The 15,643-nt window shown below is 65.4% G+C and carries 15 protein-coding genes and 1 tRNA gene; 13 read left to right on the top strand and 3 right to left on the bottom strand.

The genetic code is table 11. The features are described from left to right. Window positions 1–411 precede the first annotated feature (411 nt). The 3 genes from C8261_RS03910 to C8261_RS03920 all read left to right on the top strand — a co-directional run bounded on the left by C8261_RS03910 (window position 412) and on the right by C8261_RS03920 (window position 2,724). Complete coding sequence (locus C8261_RS03910; protein ID WP_107492378.1) at window positions 412–1,098, top strand: response regulator transcription factor; 687 nt, start codon at window positions 412–414, stop codon at window positions 1,096–1,098. Continuing rightward, window positions 1,073–2,566, top strand: coding sequence for a sensor histidine kinase (locus C8261_RS03915; protein ID WP_107492379.1), 1,494 nt, complete (start codon window positions 1,073–1,075; stop codon window positions 2,564–2,566). Before C8261_RS03910 ends, C8261_RS03915 begins: the two co-directional genes overlap by 26 nt. Window positions 2,567–2,648: 82 nt before the next feature. Then, window positions 2,649–2,724 (top strand) — tRNA-Phe (locus C8261_RS03920). Between the two features lie 181 nt (window positions 2,725–2,905). Here the strand turns inward: C8261_RS03920 and C8261_RS03925 are convergent. From C8261_RS03925 to C8261_RS03935, 3 genes are all read right to left on the bottom strand, one after another. Continuing rightward, window positions 2,906–3,586 carry a GNAT family N-acetyltransferase gene (locus tag C8261_RS03925; RefSeq protein ID WP_219905137.1) on the bottom strand — a complete coding sequence of 227 codons (681 nt, stop codon included), beginning with the start codon at window positions 3,584–3,586 and terminating at the stop codon, window positions 2,906–2,908. A 54-nt stretch (window positions 3,587–3,640) separates the two neighbouring features. After that, window positions 3,641–3,928, bottom strand: a complete 288-nt coding sequence (locus C8261_RS03930; protein ID WP_235864827.1) for a YjhX family toxin — start codon at window positions 3,926–3,928, stop codon at window positions 3,641–3,643. Between the two features lie 267 nt (window positions 3,929–4,195). Then, window positions 4,196–5,089, bottom strand: coding sequence for a class I SAM-dependent methyltransferase (locus tag C8261_RS03935; RefSeq protein WP_181358839.1), 894 nt, complete (start codon window positions 5,087–5,089; stop codon window positions 4,196–4,198). A 233-nt stretch (window positions 5,090–5,322) separates the two neighbouring features. On the opposite strand from C8261_RS03935, the gene hemA reads away from it, so the two are divergent. From hemA to C8261_RS03985, 10 genes are all read left to right on the top strand, one after another. Beyond that, the gene (hemA, locus tag C8261_RS03940; protein ID WP_107492382.1) at window positions 5,323–6,576 is read left to right on the top strand and encodes a glutamyl-tRNA reductase; all 1,254 of its coding nucleotides are present in this window, start codon (window positions 5,323–5,325) and stop codon (window positions 6,574–6,576) included. Between the two features lie 68 nt (window positions 6,577–6,644). Continuing rightward, window positions 6,645–7,724 (top strand): peptide chain release factor 1, encoded by a 1,080-nt coding sequence (prfA, locus tag C8261_RS03945; protein WP_107492383.1) that lies wholly within the window; start codon window positions 6,645–6,647, stop codon window positions 7,722–7,724. Further along, entirely contained in the window at window positions 7,717–8,571 is an 855-nt protein-coding gene (gene prmC, locus C8261_RS03950) for a peptide chain release factor N(5)-glutamine methyltransferase (protein WP_235864828.1), read from the top strand. Before prfA ends, prmC begins: the two co-directional genes overlap by 8 nt. Window positions 8,572–8,647: 76 nt before the next feature. Beyond that, window positions 8,648–8,977, top strand: a complete 330-nt coding sequence (gene grxD, locus C8261_RS03955) for a Grx4 family monothiol glutaredoxin (protein ID WP_107492385.1) — start codon at window positions 8,648–8,650, stop codon at window positions 8,975–8,977. Between the two features lie 222 nt (window positions 8,978–9,199). After that, complete coding sequence (locus tag C8261_RS03960; protein WP_235864829.1) at window positions 9,200–9,721, top strand: GspH/FimT family pseudopilin; 522 nt, start codon at window positions 9,200–9,202, stop codon at window positions 9,719–9,721. Beyond that, window positions 9,702–10,181 carry a type IV pilus modification protein PilV gene (gene pilV / locus C8261_RS03965; RefSeq protein ID WP_107492387.1) on the top strand — a complete coding sequence of 160 codons (480 nt, stop codon included), beginning with the start codon at window positions 9,702–9,704 and terminating at the stop codon, window positions 10,179–10,181. Before C8261_RS03960 ends, pilV begins: the two co-directional genes overlap by 20 nt. Window positions 10,182–10,183: 2 nt before the next feature. Further along, window positions 10,184–11,194, top strand: a complete 1,011-nt coding sequence (locus C8261_RS03970; RefSeq protein WP_181358840.1) for a PilW family protein — start codon at window positions 10,184–10,186, stop codon at window positions 11,192–11,194. Next, window positions 11,191–11,769 carry a pilus assembly PilX family protein gene (locus C8261_RS03975; protein ID WP_107492389.1) on the top strand — a complete coding sequence of 193 codons (579 nt, stop codon included), beginning with the start codon at window positions 11,191–11,193 and terminating at the stop codon, window positions 11,767–11,769. The genes C8261_RS03970 and C8261_RS03975 overlap by 4 nt, the downstream gene beginning before the upstream one ends. 38 nt (window positions 11,770–11,807) lie before the next feature. After that, a complete protein-coding gene (locus tag C8261_RS03980) occupies window positions 11,808–15,134 on the top strand; it encodes a pilus assembly protein (protein ID WP_107492390.1) in 3,327 nt (1,108 codons plus the stop codon). 58 nt (window positions 15,135–15,192) lie between these two features. After that, complete coding sequence (locus C8261_RS03985; RefSeq protein WP_107492391.1) at window positions 15,193–15,633, top strand: type IV pilin protein; 441 nt, start codon at window positions 15,193–15,195, stop codon at window positions 15,631–15,633. Window positions 15,634–15,643 lie beyond the last annotated feature (10 nt).

Raw genomic sequence — 15,643 nt, forward strand, 5'->3', positions numbered from 1 at the left:
GGGTGAAGCCCCAAACACTCCGGCAGCGAGGAACCAAATCCGGCGGATCAGAGACCAGCAGCTTCAGGCGGTGCTAAGGGATTCGTCCCTGCATGCCGACCTCAACTATTCCAACCGCCCGGTGCGGACCCGCATGCCGGGTGGTGTGGGAGGGGCGGAGCCTCACGGCTCCCCCCTATCCCGATTACAGGGCGCTCAACGGCCCCTGCGCGCTCTGCCCGAAGGGCGGAAAGCGTGTGATAATCGCCGGAGTGGATGGGAAAAAAGCCGGCGGGGAGCAGCCGCAGCGCAATGCGGGGCGCTCCCCGGAATGTCTGCCACAAGGCAGCCATTCCCTCAGACCGAGTAAAGGAGAACAGCGCTGCTGACTCTACGTGCACGCGCTTACATATAACTTACGCCCGGAATCCGATGCGCATCCTGCTTGCCGAAGACGATACCGTGATTGCCGACGGTCTGGCGCGTACGCTGCGCCGCGGTGGTTTTGCGGTCGATCACGTCGCCACCGGCGTCGATGCCGACGCTGCCCTGGTGGCCCAGTTCTACGATCTGCTGATACTCGATCTCGGCCTGCCGCGCCTGCCCGGCATCGAGGTGCTGAAACGCCTGCGGGCGCGCAAGTCGGCGATGCCGGTGCTCATCCTTACCGCCCAGGACGGCATTGAGGACCGCGTGCGGGGGCTCGATGCCGGTGCCGACGACTACCTCACCAAACCCTTTGCCCTGCCCGAACTGGAGGCCCGCGTGCGCGCCCTGACCCGGCGTGGCACCGGCCAGCCGCGCTGTATCGAGGTCGGCTGCCTGAGCTACGACCAGGCCGACCGTGTGGTCAAGATCAACGGCCAGCTCGTCGACCTGTCGGCGCGCGAAATCGGCCTGCTGGAAGTGTTTGCGCTGCGCGTCGGGCGTCTGGTGAGCAAGGACCAGCTCGTCGACCACCTGTGTGGCTGGGGTGAGGAAGTGTCCAGCAATGCCATCGAGGTCTATGTGCACCGCCTGCGCAAGAAGCTCGAAGACAGCGGCGTGCGCATCGTCACCGTGCGTGGCCTGGGGTATTGCCTGGAAAACCCGGATGCTGAGCAAGCGGCGAAGGTCTGAACGCAAGGCTGCCGCCGCCGCGCGCCCGCCCGGACAGCCGAACTCCCTGTTCGGCGAAATCCTCGACTGGATGCTCGCGCCGTTGCTGTTCCTGTGGCCGATCTCGATCATCGTCACCCACAACGTCGCCGACAACATCGCCAACCAGCCCTATGACCGCGCGCTGGCTGACAGCGCAAGGGTGCTCGCGCGCATGGTCGCGCTCCATGAGGGCGAAGTGGTGGTCAACTTTCCCGCTCCGCCGCGTGCGCTCTTCCGTGCCGATCAGGACGATACCCTGTATTACCAGGTCGCCCGCCCCGAAGGCGCGGTGATTACCGGCGACGGCGAGATTCCCCGTCTGCCGCGCCCGGCGCACTGGCTGCCGGAGGAAGTGCTGTTTCGCGATGACATCATTCAGGGCGAGGAAGTGCGCATCGCCTACCAGTTCGTCCTGCCGCCGGGGGGCGCCGCGGACGAAGTGCTGCTGGTGCAGATCGCCGAGACGCGCAACAAGCGCTCCGACCTCTCCTCGCGCGTGGTCACCGGCGTGCTGCTGCCGCAGTTCGCCATCATCCCGCTTGCCGTGGTGCTGGTGTGGGTCGGCCTGACCCGCGGCATCGCGCCGCTGTCCCGCCTGCAGAGCCTCATCCGCCGCCGCCGCCCCACCGACCTGTCGCCCATCCCGCCGGCCAGCGTGCCCGAGGAGGTGCGACCGCTGATCGTCGCCTTCAACGACATGATGGCCCGCCTCGAAGAGAACCTGCAGGCCCAGCAGCGCTTCATCGCCGACGCCGCCCATCAGATGCGCACGCCGCTCACCGGTCTGCGCATGCAGACCGACCTTGCTCTGCTGGAGACCGACCCCGAGCTGCAGCGCCAGTCGCTGCGCCAGATTGCCGAGAGCGCGGACCGCGCCAGTCACCTCATCAACCAGTTGCTCTCGCTGGCCCGCGCCGAGGCCAGCTTCGAGAAGATCTACGCTGTCGAGACCGTGGATCTGGAGGCCGTGGTGCGTGAGGTGGCGCAGGACATCTTCCCGCGCGCGCTGGCCAAGAACATCGACCTCGGCGTCGAGGGCACCGGTGCGCCGCTGCCGGTGGAGGGCAACCCGGTGCTGCTGCGCGAGATGATCAAGAACCTCGTCGACAACGCCATCAAGTACACCCCGCGTGGCGGCAGCGTCACCGCCCGCACGCGCCACGCCGGCGCCCCCATCCTCGAGGTCGAGGACAACGGTATCGGCATCCCCGAGGCCGACCGCGAGCGCGTTTTCGAGCGCTTCTTCCGTGTCCTCGGCAGCGGCGTCGATGGCTCCGGCCTCGGCCTCCCCATCGTCCAGGAGATTGCCGAACTGCACCGCGCCGCCGTCAGTCTCAATCCCAACCCTGCCGGGCAGGGCACCATCGCCCAGGTGGTGTTCCCGCGCAGTCAGCTCGCCACCCAGCCCCCCGTCGGCCTGGGTGAGTCCCTGGCGCAGGGCGAGTGAGCCGCTGTCCGGCGCAGGGCGTTGAAAACGCCCGCAAAGGGTTTGACAGCGCGCTCCGCTCCGCTATAATGCGCACCTCGTTGGCCAGTTAGCTCAGTTGGTAGAGCAGCGGATTGAAAATCCGCGTGTCCGTGGTTCGATTCCGCGACTGGCCACCAGAACACTAAAAAACCAACCGTTTCCGGTTGGTTTTTTTTCGTCTGAGCATGCCGGGGATGAATTCCGGAGATGTTGGCGCGAGCGCGGGCGGACTGCTTTCCGGCGTTCTCACCGCCGCCCGCGCACCGCGGTTTCGGCACTCCGCGCCGCCTTCGCGGCTGGGTGCCGGGCTGCCTTGCCTTAGTCGACCACTGCGCGCACCAGCATTGAGAACAGCTCCTGGGAGTAGTGGTGTTTCTTCTCCTTGGGCGGGAAGCGCAGGTCGTAGGCTTCCGCCTGAGCTGCGTCAAACTCGTACACCGGGCTGGGCTGGAAGGCCCAGCGCGGGCTCGAGGCAAAGAAGCCCGGACGCAGTTCCAGTACCAGCAGGCCGAGCGGATAGCGGCCATCGACCATGCTGACACCGAGGTCCTTGCCCGTCCTGAAGCCGTGCTTGCAGTAGTTGTGCGGGTCGCCGAGGATGAGAATGGCCGGATACCCGCGCTGCACGGCCAACGCCCGGGTGTGTTCGATCAGCGCCGTACCGACACCGCGGCGCTGCCATGCCGGGTGTACGCACAGGGGGCCGAAGGTGAGCGTGTCCACTTTCTCGCCCGCTTCATTTGTCACCCAGGAGCGGGCGTACATGATGCTGCCGATGATCTGACCATCGACTTCGGCAACAAAAGTCAGTTCGGGCAGGAAGTCCTCGTGATTCCGGAGCAGGTGGGCGGTGTAGTGCTCGTCGCAGCCCGGTCTGTAGAGGTTCCAGAAGGCCTCGCGGATCATTGCGTCGACGGCGGGATGGTCGGCTGCGTTCTCGGGGCGGATGCTGATCGGCAGCGTGTGATCCTGCGCGCTGCAGGTGAAAGTGCTGTTCATGTCGATGTCCATGTATTGAGTGCGAGCGGCCCCCGGGTGGCCGCATGCGCTGGTTCATTGATTGTCGGGTTGCGGCCGGACCGCGCGCAGACCTCTTGCGTTGATCCGGTAGGGATGCCCGTCTTTCGAGCTGACGAGGCGCTTGCCGCGCAGCTTCAGAAAGACTGCAAGGGTGCAGTCCGCAAGAAGAAAGCCTTCGCGGGTGTAGCAGTCGACGGAGAAGATGTGGCCCTTGTCATCGCGGTTGTGCACGATGCGGCCGCCTTTTGCGAGGACGTGCAGTGTCCTCTGCTCTGGCCTGGAAAGGTTCATTCTGGAGAGCCTGAAAGCGATCAAATGCATGACAGCGACCGCCCCTGGCGGGGTGGTCGCGCCCTTGTCTGCATGGCGATAACTGACAGCCCGAAGTTCGGGGCCGCGTTATCGGATCGCTACACTCTCCAGCATACTGAGCCTATGAAATAGCAAAGCGGTAGTGAGAAACTGCGGCGGTGGCATGCCATCCGGCTGCACCGCCCTGGCGCGCATTATAGTCTTGCACACGGCCTTCCGGACAACAGGCCCGTCCTTTTCCACGGCCCTCGACTGCTGCCCACGGATCCTGCCGTGTCAGCGGTGCTGCGGGCGCCACGGCGGGTAGGCCAGGGCGTAGCCGCCGTGGCCCAGGAAGCGTGCGAGGTCGCGCAGGTCGCGCTGGCGGGCCCGGCTCAGGGCCTGCCACAGCTCCGCCGCGCGTTGTCGGCGGGCGCAGTCCACTGCGTATCCCGGGTGCGTGCGCAGGACCACCATGAAGGGTACCAGAAAGCTGCGCTCGATACGCACGCCGTTGCCGACATGGCGTGCGGCGGCGCGCCACTCTGCGAGGCTGAAGGCGGCGCGCAGGGAGTTGTAGTAGTCGGCGGTAAACAGGGGTGGCTGGACGGCGCTGCGTTCGTGGGCAAAAAAGTGCTGGGTGCGCTGGCGGCTGAGGCGGCCGAAGTCGGCCAGGTAGAGGCCGCCGCCTGCTCTGAGTACGCGGCGCACTGAGCGCATGCAGGCGTGCAGGCTTGCGCAGTCGGGCAGGTGGTGGAGGCTGACGGTGGAGATCACCGCATCGAAGCTGGCGTCGGCGAAGCCTTCCAGCGCCTCCATGCGCCCGGCGTGCAGGGCGACATTGTTGCGGCCGCAGCGCTCCAGCGTGGTCGCGGCGAGCTCGAGCATCGCGGGTGAGGCGTCGATGCCGGTGAATCGGGCGTCGGCACAGATGTCGGCGATGACGGCGAGCTGGTTGGCCGGGCCGCAGCCGAGGTCGAGCACGCGGGCTGCGGGCGGGATCTGCGCACTGGCCTGGATGGCGTGGTAGAGGTAGCTGGCGGCGAGCAGGCCGTCGCTGCGCCCGGCGTCATGGAAGGCCGCCGCGGCGTCGGGGTCGTCCATGCTCAGTTGCGGTTCGGCCACGCGTGCCTGCACGCCGGGGGTGAGCAGGTCGGCAAAGAGGTGGAAGAGCAGGGCGGGGCTGGGCATGGTGGTGACCGCGGCGGAAAAGCGGGAGCGGGGCCGTATTATGCGGAAAACGCCCGCGGGCGGGCGAATCGCCATGGTTGCGGGAACGCGCTGGGCTATACTCGCCGCCTTGCATGCCGCGCGGAGATGCCCGCAGGGCGTCCGAGTGTGTAATGCAAGCTATTGATTTTGCTGTTTATTGAGCTTTTGCGAGGGGTGCTATAATGCGCCTCGTCCGTGCCTCTCCCGCGCCCATGCAACTTTACGCCCTTGGTCTGAATCACCACACCGCTCCGCTGAGCATCCGCGAGCGCGTGGCCTTTCGTCCGGAGCGGCTCGACGAGGCCCTGCACGACCTCACCCGCGCCAGTGCGGTGCGCGAGGCGGCGATCCTGTCCACCTGCAACCGCACGGAGATGTATTTCGCCACCGAGCAGCCGCAGGCGGCGGCCGACTGGCTGGCGCGCTTCCACACCCTGAGCCTGGAAGAGATCGCTCCCTATCTGTATACACATCCGCAGCGCGATGCCATCCGCCACGTCTTCCGGGTGGCCAGCGGGCTGGATTCGATGGTACTGGGCGAGCCGCAGATCCTCGGCCAGGTGAAGGAGGCGGCACGCCGCGCGGAGGAGGCCGGCACCCTCGGCACCCTGCTGCACAAGCTCTTCCAGAATACCTTTGCGGTGGCCAAGGAGGTGCGTTCGACCACCGCCATCGGCGCCAACATCGTCTCCATGGCCGCCGCTGCCGTGCATCTCACCGAGCGCATCTTCGAGCGCGTGGCCGACCAGCACGTGCTGTTCATCGGCGCCGGCGAAATGATCGAACTGTGTGCTGCCCACTTTGCCGGCGCGCAACCGCGTTCGATGACCGTCGCCAACCGCACCGAAGCCCGCGCCCAGGGCGTGGCCGAGCGCTTCGGGGCGCAGACCCTGCGCCTCGACCTGATCGGCGAGATGCTGCCGCGCTTCGACGTGGTCATCTCCTGTACCGCTGCGCCGCTGCCCATCGTCGGCCTCGGCATGGTCGAGCGTGCCGTCAAGGTGCGCCGCCACCGCCCCATGGTGATGGTCGACCTGGCCGTGCCGCGCGACATCGAACCTGAGATCGGCGCCCTCGACGACGTTTTCCTGTACACCGTGGACGACCTCGCCCAGGTCGTCGATGCCGGGCTCGAATCCCGCCAGCAGGCCGTGCTGGAGGCCGAGGGGATCATCGACGAGCGTGTCGATGGTTTCATCCACTGGATGCAGGCCCGCGATGCAGTGCCCACCATCCGCGCCCTGCGCCAGCATGCCGAGGCGCTGCGCCAGGCCGAACTGGAGCGTGCGCTGCGTCAGCTTGGCCGCGGCGAGGACCCGCGCGCGGTGCTCGATGCCCTCAGCCATGGCCTCGCCAACAAGCTGGTGCACGGCCCGACACGCTTCCTCAACCACTCCGAAGGCGCGCAGCAGGCCGAGGCGGCGCGCGTGGTGCGGCAGATCTTCAACCTTTCCGCCGACGACTAGCACGCTGCGCGGAGGCCGCCGCCGGTCGCGGCACGCCTCCCGGTGGCGCATCGTCATTGCATCCAGCCATGAAGCAGAGCATCCGCGACAAACTCGAACAGCTCGCCGCCCGCCTCACCGAGGTGGACCGCGAACTCGCCTCCGAGGAGGCCGCGCGCGACATGAACGCCTTCCGCGCCCTGTCGCGCGAGCGTGCCGACATCGAGCCGGTGGTGGCCCTGTTCCGCCAGTATGAGGCGGCACAGGCCGATTGCCGCAGCGCCCGCGAGATGCTCGCCGACCCCGAGATGCGCGAACTGGCCGAGGCCGAGATCGATGCCGGCGAGGCGCGCATGGGCGAGCTCGATGGCGAGTTGCAGCGCGCCCTGCTGCCGCGCGACCCGAACGACGAACGCAACCTCTTCCTCGAAGTGCGCGCCGGTACCGGCGGCGACGAGGCCGCCCTGTTCGCCGGCGACCTGCTGCGCATGTACGCGCGCTATGCCGAGCGCCAGCGCTGGCGGGTGGACATCGTCTCCGCCAGCGAGTCCGAGCTTGGCGGCTACAAGGAGGTCATTGCGCGGGTGAGCGGCGCCGGGGCGTACTCGAAGCTGAAGTTCGAATCCGGCGGTCACCGCGTGCAGCGCGTGCCGGTCACCGAAACCCAGGGGCGCATCCATACCTCGGCGTGCACTGTGGCGGTGATGCCCGAGGCCGACGAGCTCGCCGAGGTCAACATCAACCCCGCCGAGCTGCGCATCGATACCTTCCGCGCCAGCGGCGCCGGCGGCCAGCACATCAACAAGACCGACTCTGCCGTGCGCATCACCCACCTGCCCACCGGCATCGTCGTCGAATGCCAGGACGACCGTTCCCAGCACAAGAACCGCGCCCAGGCCATGGCGGTGCTGGCGGCGCGCATCCGCGACGCCCAGGTGCGTGAACAGCAGGCCCGCGAGGCCGCCACGCGCAAGAGCCTGGTCGGCAGCGGCGACCGCTCCGAGCGCATCCGCACCTACAACTTCCCGCAGGGGCGGGTCACCGACCACCGCATCAACCTCACCCTCTACAAGCTCGATGCGGTGATGGATGGCGATCTCGACGAACTGCTCGCCGCGCTCACCTTCGAGCATCAGGCCGCACAACTGGCCGAGCTTGCCGGTGACTGAGGTGGAGCGCCCCCTCGCCCCGCCGCCGATCGCCACCGCGCTGGCGTGGGCGCGCGCGCGCATCGGCGTCGTCGACGCGCGGGTGCTGTTGCGCCACGTCCTCGGCTGCCCGTCAGCCCACCTCGCCGCCCACCCCGAGCGCCCCCTCGACGAGGAGCAGTGGTGCCTGTACTGCGCCCTCGTCGAGGCGCGCGTCAACGGCGAGCCGGTGGCCTACCTCACCGGTGAGCGCGAGTTCTTCGGACGCAGCTTCCTGGTTTCGCCGGCGGTGCTCATCCCGCGCCCGGAAACCGAGCTGCTCGTCGAACTTGCCCTTGCGCACGGTGGCGCCCATCCCCGCCCGCGCATCCTTGATCTCGGCACCGGCAGCGGTGCCATCGCCATCACCCTGGCGCTCGAACTCGATGGCGCCGAGATCACCGCCGTCGATGCCGCGCGCGAGGCGCTGTGGGTGGCGATGGGCAACGCCGCGCGGCTGGGGGCGAGCGTTTCCTTCATGCAGGGGAGCTGGTTCGAAGGGCTGGCCGGCGAGCGCTATCAGCTCATCGTCAGCAATCCGCCCTACGTCGCCGCCGGCGACCCTCACCTGAGCCAGGGCGACGTGCGTTTCGAACCGCGCAGCGCGCTCGCTGCCGGTGCCGAGGGACTCGACGACCTGCAGCACATCGTCGCCGCCGCCCCCGCCCATCTCGACGACGACGGCTGGCTGCTTCTCGAACACGGCTACGACCAGGCCGCTGCCGTGCGCGGCCTGCTCACCGACGCCGGTTTCAGCGCGATCAACTCCTGGGCCGACCTTGCCGGCATCGAGCGGGTCACCGGCGGGCGCTGGCCGGGCCGTCCCTGAGCCGCGCATTGACGCCGCCGGCGCGGCAATCTAGACTTACCCGACTTTTTCACTCAAGTTTATTGCGGGGCAATACATGGACATCCAGGACCTCATCCGCGAACAGGTCAGCAGCAATGCCGTCGTGCTCTACATGAAGGGCACGCCGCAGTTCCCCCAGTGCGGTTTCTCCGCCGCTGCCGTGCAGATCCTCAAGCGCTGCGGCGTCAGCCAGGTCGCCGCCGTCAACGTGCTGGAGAACGACGCCATCCGCCAGGGCATCAAGGAATTCTCCAACTGGCCGACCATCCCCCAGCTCTACGTCGGCGGTGAATTTGTCGGCGGCTCGGACATCATGCGCGAGATGTTCGACAGCGGTGAGCTGCTGCAGATGCTGCAGGACGCCGGGGCCGTTGCCCCCCAGTAATACCCCGATGAATGGCGGGTGAGGCTTCCACACCCGCCATTCATCCACCGCCGGCGCGCGTTCGTCGCACCCACCGCCGCATGCCGTGCGCACTGTCTAGAATGTCATCAGGCTCCACTCAATGGTGACATGGCAGACATGCCTTCATATTCCACTCCAAGGCCTCCCACTCCAAGGCATCCCACTCCAGGGCGTTCCGGCGGCTTCACGCTCATCGAGCTGATGATCGCGGTTGCCGTACTGGGCATCCTCGCCGCGATTGCGGTGCCCAACATGCAGGCCATGCTGGTCAGCAACCGCCTCACCGGGCAGACCAACGAGCTGCTTGCCGCGCTGCAGCTGGCCCGCAGTGAAGCCATCCGCCTCAATGCGCCGGTGAGCTTCTGTCGCGCCGACAACCCGGGGGACGCGGTCTGCTCGGCCGTCGATGACCCCTGGGAAAACTGGATCGTCGTCGCCCCCGGCCTGGCCAACCCGCTGCTCAGAAGCGGCACCATCGACAACCGCCTGACCGTGGAGACCTCTCCCGCGGTGGGTACCGTCCTCACCTTTGGCGCCGATTCGCTGGCCCGCAATGCGGGGCAGCCCATCGTCGGCCGCCTGCGTATCTGCGCGCCGGTAAACAACCCCCCGCAGAACAGCCGTAATCTCAACGTCCGCGGCGGCGGCAGCCGCATGGAGACCGAACGTGTTGAAACAGCGATTGTCCTCAACGCCTGCACCGGTGCAGTCGCCAACCCCTGACAGGGGCGCGCGGGCGGCCACTTGCCAGCGTGGTGTCGGCCTGCTGGAAGTGCTCATTGCCCTGGTCATCCTGTCCATCGGCCTGCTCGGCATGGCCGCCCTGCAGGCCAGCTCCCTGCGCAACAATCAAAGCGCCAGCGAGCGCAGTCTGGCGGTAATGGTCAATCATTCGATCATCGACGCCATGCGGGCAAACCTCGGCCCGGCACGGGCGGGGGATTACAACATCGCCTTTCCCGGCCCCGCAGCGTGCTGGGCCGCACCCGGCAACGCATCTCAGGCCGATGCCGACCGCACTGCCTGGCTCGGCGTGCTGGAGCAGCATCTTGGCCAGGATGCGTGCGGATCGATCAACTGCGACGCGGCCACCGGCGTCTGCACCGTCGAGAGTCGCTGGAACGACAGTCGCGCCACTGGCGGCAACGCCCAGATGATTCTGCAGACCCAGGTACGGCTATGAACATGCCAATCTCCGTTTCCTCGTCCCGCCCGCAGGCAACCGGGCAGCGCGGCCTCACCCTGGTCGAGCTGATGATCGCCATGCTGCTGGGCCTGATCATCCTTGGCGCAGTGGTCAGCGTCTTCCTCGCCAACCGGGTGAGTTACAACGCCGGCGAGAACCTCGGCCGCGTGCAGGAAAACGCCCGCCTCGCCTTCGACCTGATGGCGCGCGACATCCGCGAGGCGGGTGGCAGTGGCTGCGGTGAGAACCTCACCGAGGTCAATGTGCTCAACGGCGCCAACGCTGCCTGGTGGATGACCTACGCTGGGGGCTCAGCGTACGGCGTTGTGGCTTTCGATAATGCTGTGGCTTACCCATTTCGTGGTTTCGGCGTTGGCGAGCGGGATCGTGCTGCCGGGACCCATGCCATTCACATGAGCTACGCCGCAGGGCAGGGCAGCGTGGTGACGGCTCACGACTTTGCCGGAACGACCTTGACGCTGGATGCCAATGTCGACGGCATCGGCACGGCGGATATCGCTGCTGTCTGTGACTTTGCCCGCTACAGCATCTTCCGCGTGACCAGCGTAGGCGGTGCCGGGAATACCGATATCGGACATGCCTCAGGTGGAGGCGACGACGAGGAGAACGGCACCTCGGATATCGGCACCTATGCCATCAACGCCGCCCTCTACCGCTACAACTCGGTAGGCTGGTACGTCGGTTGCAACAACCGCGTGCCCTGCGATCAGCAGGGCGGGCGCTCGCTTTACCGTGTCGCGCTGGTGAATGCGCTACCTGCGGCGGACGAGTTGATCGAAGGGGTCGACGACATGCAACTCGAATTCATGGTGCAGGGCGCGAACCAATACGTTGCGCCTGCTGCCGTCGTCAACTGGGCAACGGTCACCGCCGTGCGCATCACTCTCGATCTGGTCGGCCCCGATGCCGGGGTGACGACCGGCGCAGCGGCAGACCGCCTTACCCGCCGTGTCACCCAGACCGTCGCCATCAGGAACCGCGTGTCATGAACTCCCGCTTCCTTACCCCCTCGCGCCAGCGCGGCATCGCGCTGATCGTCGCCCTGCTGCTGCTGGTGGTGATTTCGCTGGTTGGTCTGTCCAGCATCCGCAACACCACCCTGCAGGAGCGCATGAGCGCCAACCTCTACGACCGCGACCTGGCCTTCCAGGTTGCCGAATCTGCGCTGCGTGCGGCGGAAGCGGCGATTGAGGCGAATCCTGAAGATCTCGTCGCCCTCAACGGCATCGACTGCCGCGTCAGCGCAGCGGCCTGCCCCATCGTGCCGGCCACCGCCTGGGCCAACGACAACACCAACTGGACCAACGTGCCGGCAGCCTTTCAGGTTTCCGCCGGACTCGTCCAGGGGGTGCCGCAGTACCACATCGCCTGGATAGGCTTCGACAGCGGTGAGGATGAAACCACCGGCTGGGAAAGTGCCGAGTGCCAGCAGCGCGCCTGCCCGCCGCCCATCGTCCGTCCGCCCGCCAATTTCTACCGCGTCACCGTGCGCAGCGCCAATCCCGGCGCCGTGGACGGCCGTGCCATCGTCGTGCTGCAAACCGTGGTGCGCGTCAACATCTGACGGGCATCGCCTCAACCTGAAGTTCGGGGGGTTCCATCATGTCACCCATATCCGTCACCACTCTCTGCCCGGCCGCCATCCGCCGTGCGGCGCTCAGCCTGTGTGCGACCTTCGTCGCGCTGCTCTCGGCCAGCGCTTCCTACGCCACAGTGGCCATCGACCAGATGCCGCTGGTGGTGCCGCAGCCCATTCCGCCGAACATCATGTTCATTCTTGATGACTCGGGGTCGATGGACTGGAATTACATGCCGGATTCGGTTCCGTCGATGACGTCAGGGCCGAATATTCGTTATACGGCCTATCCAATCAACACGCTTTACTACAACCCCCACATCACCTATCAGCCGTGGGTAGTTCCTTCTGGCATGACGCCTTACAGTGAACCCCTGCCGAGTAGTGTCTCCGGGGGAACCACAGCCAGCAAGCGTTTTCTGACGGGCTCAGTGGATCTGACCACGCAGAATCGTTGCTTTCACGTCCCTAAAGAGCCTAATAATCCTAGCTTCAACCTGCGTAATGGTAACAACTATTACCGCTGGCGCCTGAATTCAGATGGTACGGCCAACCGTTGCGATGCGCGCGCAGTCGCGTTCTGTATGGATTGCACGAACGACACAAGTGGTACGGGTGGGGGATGCGACGATAATAGCGGTTGTGTTGCGGTGGCCAGCTTCAGCTGGGATTTGCCTAACGGGACGACGATTACCCGTACTATTGCCGAAGAACGGCAAAACTATGCGAACTGGTATCACTTTTACCGAACCCGGATGAAGATGGCGAAGGCTGGGGTTAGCCGCGCCTTTGTTGGATTGGGCGAGGATTTTCGCGTTGGGTTCCGCACTATTCATAATCGGACTGCGCTCGACATTCCTGTGGGTAATGATAATGGTTTGTTTTCGGGGGATAATCGCCAGACTTGGTTCTCAAGGCTTTTTGGGGCAACAGCGGGTGGCGGTACACCGCTGCGCCGGGCGTTGGAGGCAACCGGAAACTACTACATGCGTTCCGACGCCAATGGACCCTATGGCCCGGAGTCGGGCAGTGCCCAGCTGTCCTGCCGCCGTAATTTTGCCATCCTGACCACCGATGGCTATTGGAACGGTTCTGATCCGGTCTCGGCGGATGTTGCCGCGAACAACGACAATCTAGCGGGGCCGGAAATTGAACATCCGGACGGAACGGTCTTCCAGTACCAACCGGAGCGCCCTTTTCTCGACAGCCAGGCTCGTACCTTGGCGGATGTGGCGATGTATTACTGGAAGCACGATTTGCGTACGGAGGAATACATGCGTAACAACGTGCCGGTCAGCGCCGGAAACCCGGCGTTCTGGCAGCATATGGTTACATTCGGTATTTCCATTGGCTTGCGTGGAACCCTTGATCCCGATACTGCCTTGGATGAGATTGCCGCTGGAACAAGGGACTGGCCTGATCCGCACAGTGGAAGCGCCGATCGGAAGATTGACGACCTCTGGCATGCCGCGGTCAATTCTCGGGGCGAGTTCATTGTGGCGGCTAACCCCGCCGCTCTGGAAGAGGGGCTAACGAATGCCCTGAAAGCCATCGAGGGCTTGGGTGGCTCCGGCGCGGGATTGAACATTTCCGACGAGAGTATTGCCGGCTCGCTGGTCTTTCAGACGCTGTATTACAGCGGCAACTGGCACGGCGATGTACAGGCTTTCAGTTTCAATACCTCCACCGGCACCATCGGAGCCACCCCGGAGTGGTCGGCGCTGGAAGAGCTTCCGGCCCACAATCTGCGCAATATCCGCGTCAATACCGGCACCGCGCTGCGGGCGTTGACCTGGGCCAATCTGACCGCAACTCAGCAGGCGGCGCTTGGGAATTCTGTCGATGTGATGAACTACATCCGCGGCGCCCGCGACAAGGAAATCGCCCAGGGCGGCACCCTGCGTGATCGTGAGCAGGTTCTGGGGTCCTTCATCAACTCGCGCTCGGAGTACGTCGGGGCGCCCAGTGACGCACTCTTCGAGGGCCGCACCTTCCTTGGGGCAACGAGCTACCCGGCGTTCGCTACGGCCAATTCGGCCCGTCCCGCGGTGCTGTTCGCCGGTGGAAACGATGGCATGCTGCACGCGTTCCGGGTCACGGACAAGCTCGATGACGCAAGCAATGTCGTCGAACGGGCGGGGACCGAGATGTTCGCCTTCGTTCCTGCGGCGGCGTTCGACTCAGGCCTGGGTACGATTGCCGATCCTGCCTTCGAGCACCGTTATTTTGTCGATGGGCGCATGGCCACGGGGCAGGTGTACTCGGCTACGCCGTCGTCGCCGGTACTGGCCTGGCGTACGGTGCTGATCGGTACCATGGGGCGCGGCGCGCGCGCGGTGTACGCTCTGGACATTACCGATCCGGAGAATATCCAGTTGCTGTGGGAAAAGACTGCTGCGCAGATTCCGGAGCTTGGCAATGTCATCGGTGATCCGGTGATCGCGCAGATCGCCGATGGCGACTGGCGGGTACTGTTGCCCAACGGCCCGAACGGCAGCGACGGCGAGTCGGCCCTGGTGATGATCAAGATCGGCGATGGCGCGGTGGACGTCATCCCCACCGGCGCGACGGGCAACAACGGTCTTACGGGGATTACTGCTGGCGATACGAATGGCAACGGGTTTGTCGATACCGTCTATGGCGGCGATCTGCTTGGCAACGTCTGGCGCTTCACCGATCTGGACTCCACGCAGTCCCTCGGCTTGCTGTTCACCGCCAGGAATGCTGCCAATCAGGTGCAGCCGATCAGCGCTGCCCCGTACGTGGCTGTGCAGCCGGTGACGCTGAAGCGCTGGGTGTTCTTCGGTACCGGGCGGTACCTCAACCAGGCCGACCTCACTGACACTACCGTGCAGTCCTGGTATGGGCTGATCGACAGCGGCACCACGATCACCGATCGTGCTACTGAGCTTGTGCAGCGTACGATACAGGCCGATGGTGAGACAGAGGCGAGTTCGGGCGCCGACATGGAAGGCAAGCAGGGCTGGTATGTGGACTTTGTCGAGAGCGGCGCCCGCATGCTGGTATCCAATCGGATCATGCTGGGCGGACTGTTCGGGACGGTGCGTATTCCCGACTCTTCCGATCCCTGCGAACCGGAGGGCACCGGCTTTACTCTGGCGATAAGCCCCTTCTCCGGCGCGCGTCTGACCAATCCCATGTTCCTCAGCGGGCGCTCCATCGTTCGCCATACCAGCGGCCCCAACGAAATGCTCTTCTATACCAACGAGGAAGGCGAGACCTTCATGCTGGGTACGTATGACAGTGCTGCACGGGAGAGCTTCCGGCTGAATAACCCTCCGGGTGGGGGCGGTGTTGCAGGTTGGTCGTCCTGGCGTGAGATCGTGCGCTGACGACGGAGTGCTGATTCAGGGGCCTGCATGTGCAGGCCCTTCTTCACAGGATACGGAAATGAAGCGTGCGCGCGGTTTTACCCTGATCGAGATGATGATCGTCGTCGCCATCATTGCCTTGCTGGCGTCGATCGCGATCCCCAATTACAACGAGTACATCACCAAGAGCCGCCGCGGCCAGGCCAAGGCCTGCCTGCAGGAAATGGCGCAGTTCATGGAGCGCTTCTACACCACCAACATGCGCTATGACCAGACTCCGGCGGCGGTCGCGGTCGCCTTGCCGGCAGGGGGGTGTCGTACGGAAAGCAACCTCGCCACTTTTTACACCATCGAACTTGACCCGGCGTTTACTGCGCCGCGAACCTTCCGTCTTGAGGCGGTGCCGCAGGGCGTGCAACTGGCCCGGGACGGCAACGTCGGCGGTTGCGGTACCCTGCGCATCGACGAAACCGGCGCGCGCACCCGTACCGGCGACAAGCCGATTACCGAGTGCTGGTAAGAGGATGCAG

Source organism: Pseudothauera lacus (genome assembly GCF_003034845.1).
GTDB lineage: Bacteria > Pseudomonadota > Gammaproteobacteria > Burkholderiales > Rhodocyclaceae > Pseudothauera > Pseudothauera lacus.

Excerpts from the sequence above, each read along its gene's own strand:
- grxD (WP_107492385.1), top strand. The coding sequence starts at position 8,648 with ATGGACATCCAGGACCTCATCCGCGAACAGGTCAGCAGCAATGCCGTC.
- C8261_RS03960 (WP_235864829.1), top strand. The coding sequence starts at position 9,200 with ATGATCGCGGTTGCCGTACTGGGCATCCTCGCCGCGATTGCGGTGCCC.
- C8261_RS03930 (WP_235864827.1), bottom strand. The coding sequence starts at position 3,928 with ATGCATTTGATCGCTTTCAGGCTCTCCAGAATGAACCTTTCCAGGCCA.
- C8261_RS03915 (WP_107492379.1), top strand. The coding sequence starts at position 1,073 with ATGCTGAGCAAGCGGCGAAGGTCTGAACGCAAGGCTGCCGCCGCCGCG.
- C8261_RS03970 (WP_181358840.1), top strand. The coding sequence starts at position 10,184 with ATGCCAATCTCCGTTTCCTCGTCCCGCCCGCAGGCAACCGGGCAGCGC.
- C8261_RS03910 (WP_107492378.1), top strand. The coding sequence starts at position 412 with ATGCGCATCCTGCTTGCCGAAGACGATACCGTGATTGCCGACGGTCTG.
- C8261_RS03925 (WP_219905137.1), bottom strand. The coding sequence starts at position 3,586 with ATGAACAGCACTTTCACCTGCAGCGCGCAGGATCACACGCTGCCGATC.
- hemA (WP_107492382.1), top strand. The coding sequence starts at position 5,323 with ATGCAACTTTACGCCCTTGGTCTGAATCACCACACCGCTCCGCTGAGC.
- prfA (WP_107492383.1), top strand. The coding sequence starts at position 6,645 with ATGAAGCAGAGCATCCGCGACAAACTCGAACAGCTCGCCGCCCGCCTC.
- C8261_RS03935 (WP_181358839.1), bottom strand. The coding sequence starts at position 5,089 with ATGCCCAGCCCCGCCCTGCTCTTCCACCTCTTTGCCGACCTGCTCACC.
- C8261_RS03975 (WP_107492389.1), top strand. The coding sequence starts at position 11,191 with ATGAACTCCCGCTTCCTTACCCCCTCGCGCCAGCGCGGCATCGCGCTG.
- C8261_RS03980 (WP_107492390.1), top strand. The coding sequence starts at position 11,808 with ATGTCACCCATATCCGTCACCACTCTCTGCCCGGCCGCCATCCGCCGT.
- C8261_RS03985 (WP_107492391.1), top strand. The coding sequence starts at position 15,193 with ATGAAGCGTGCGCGCGGTTTTACCCTGATCGAGATGATGATCGTCGTC.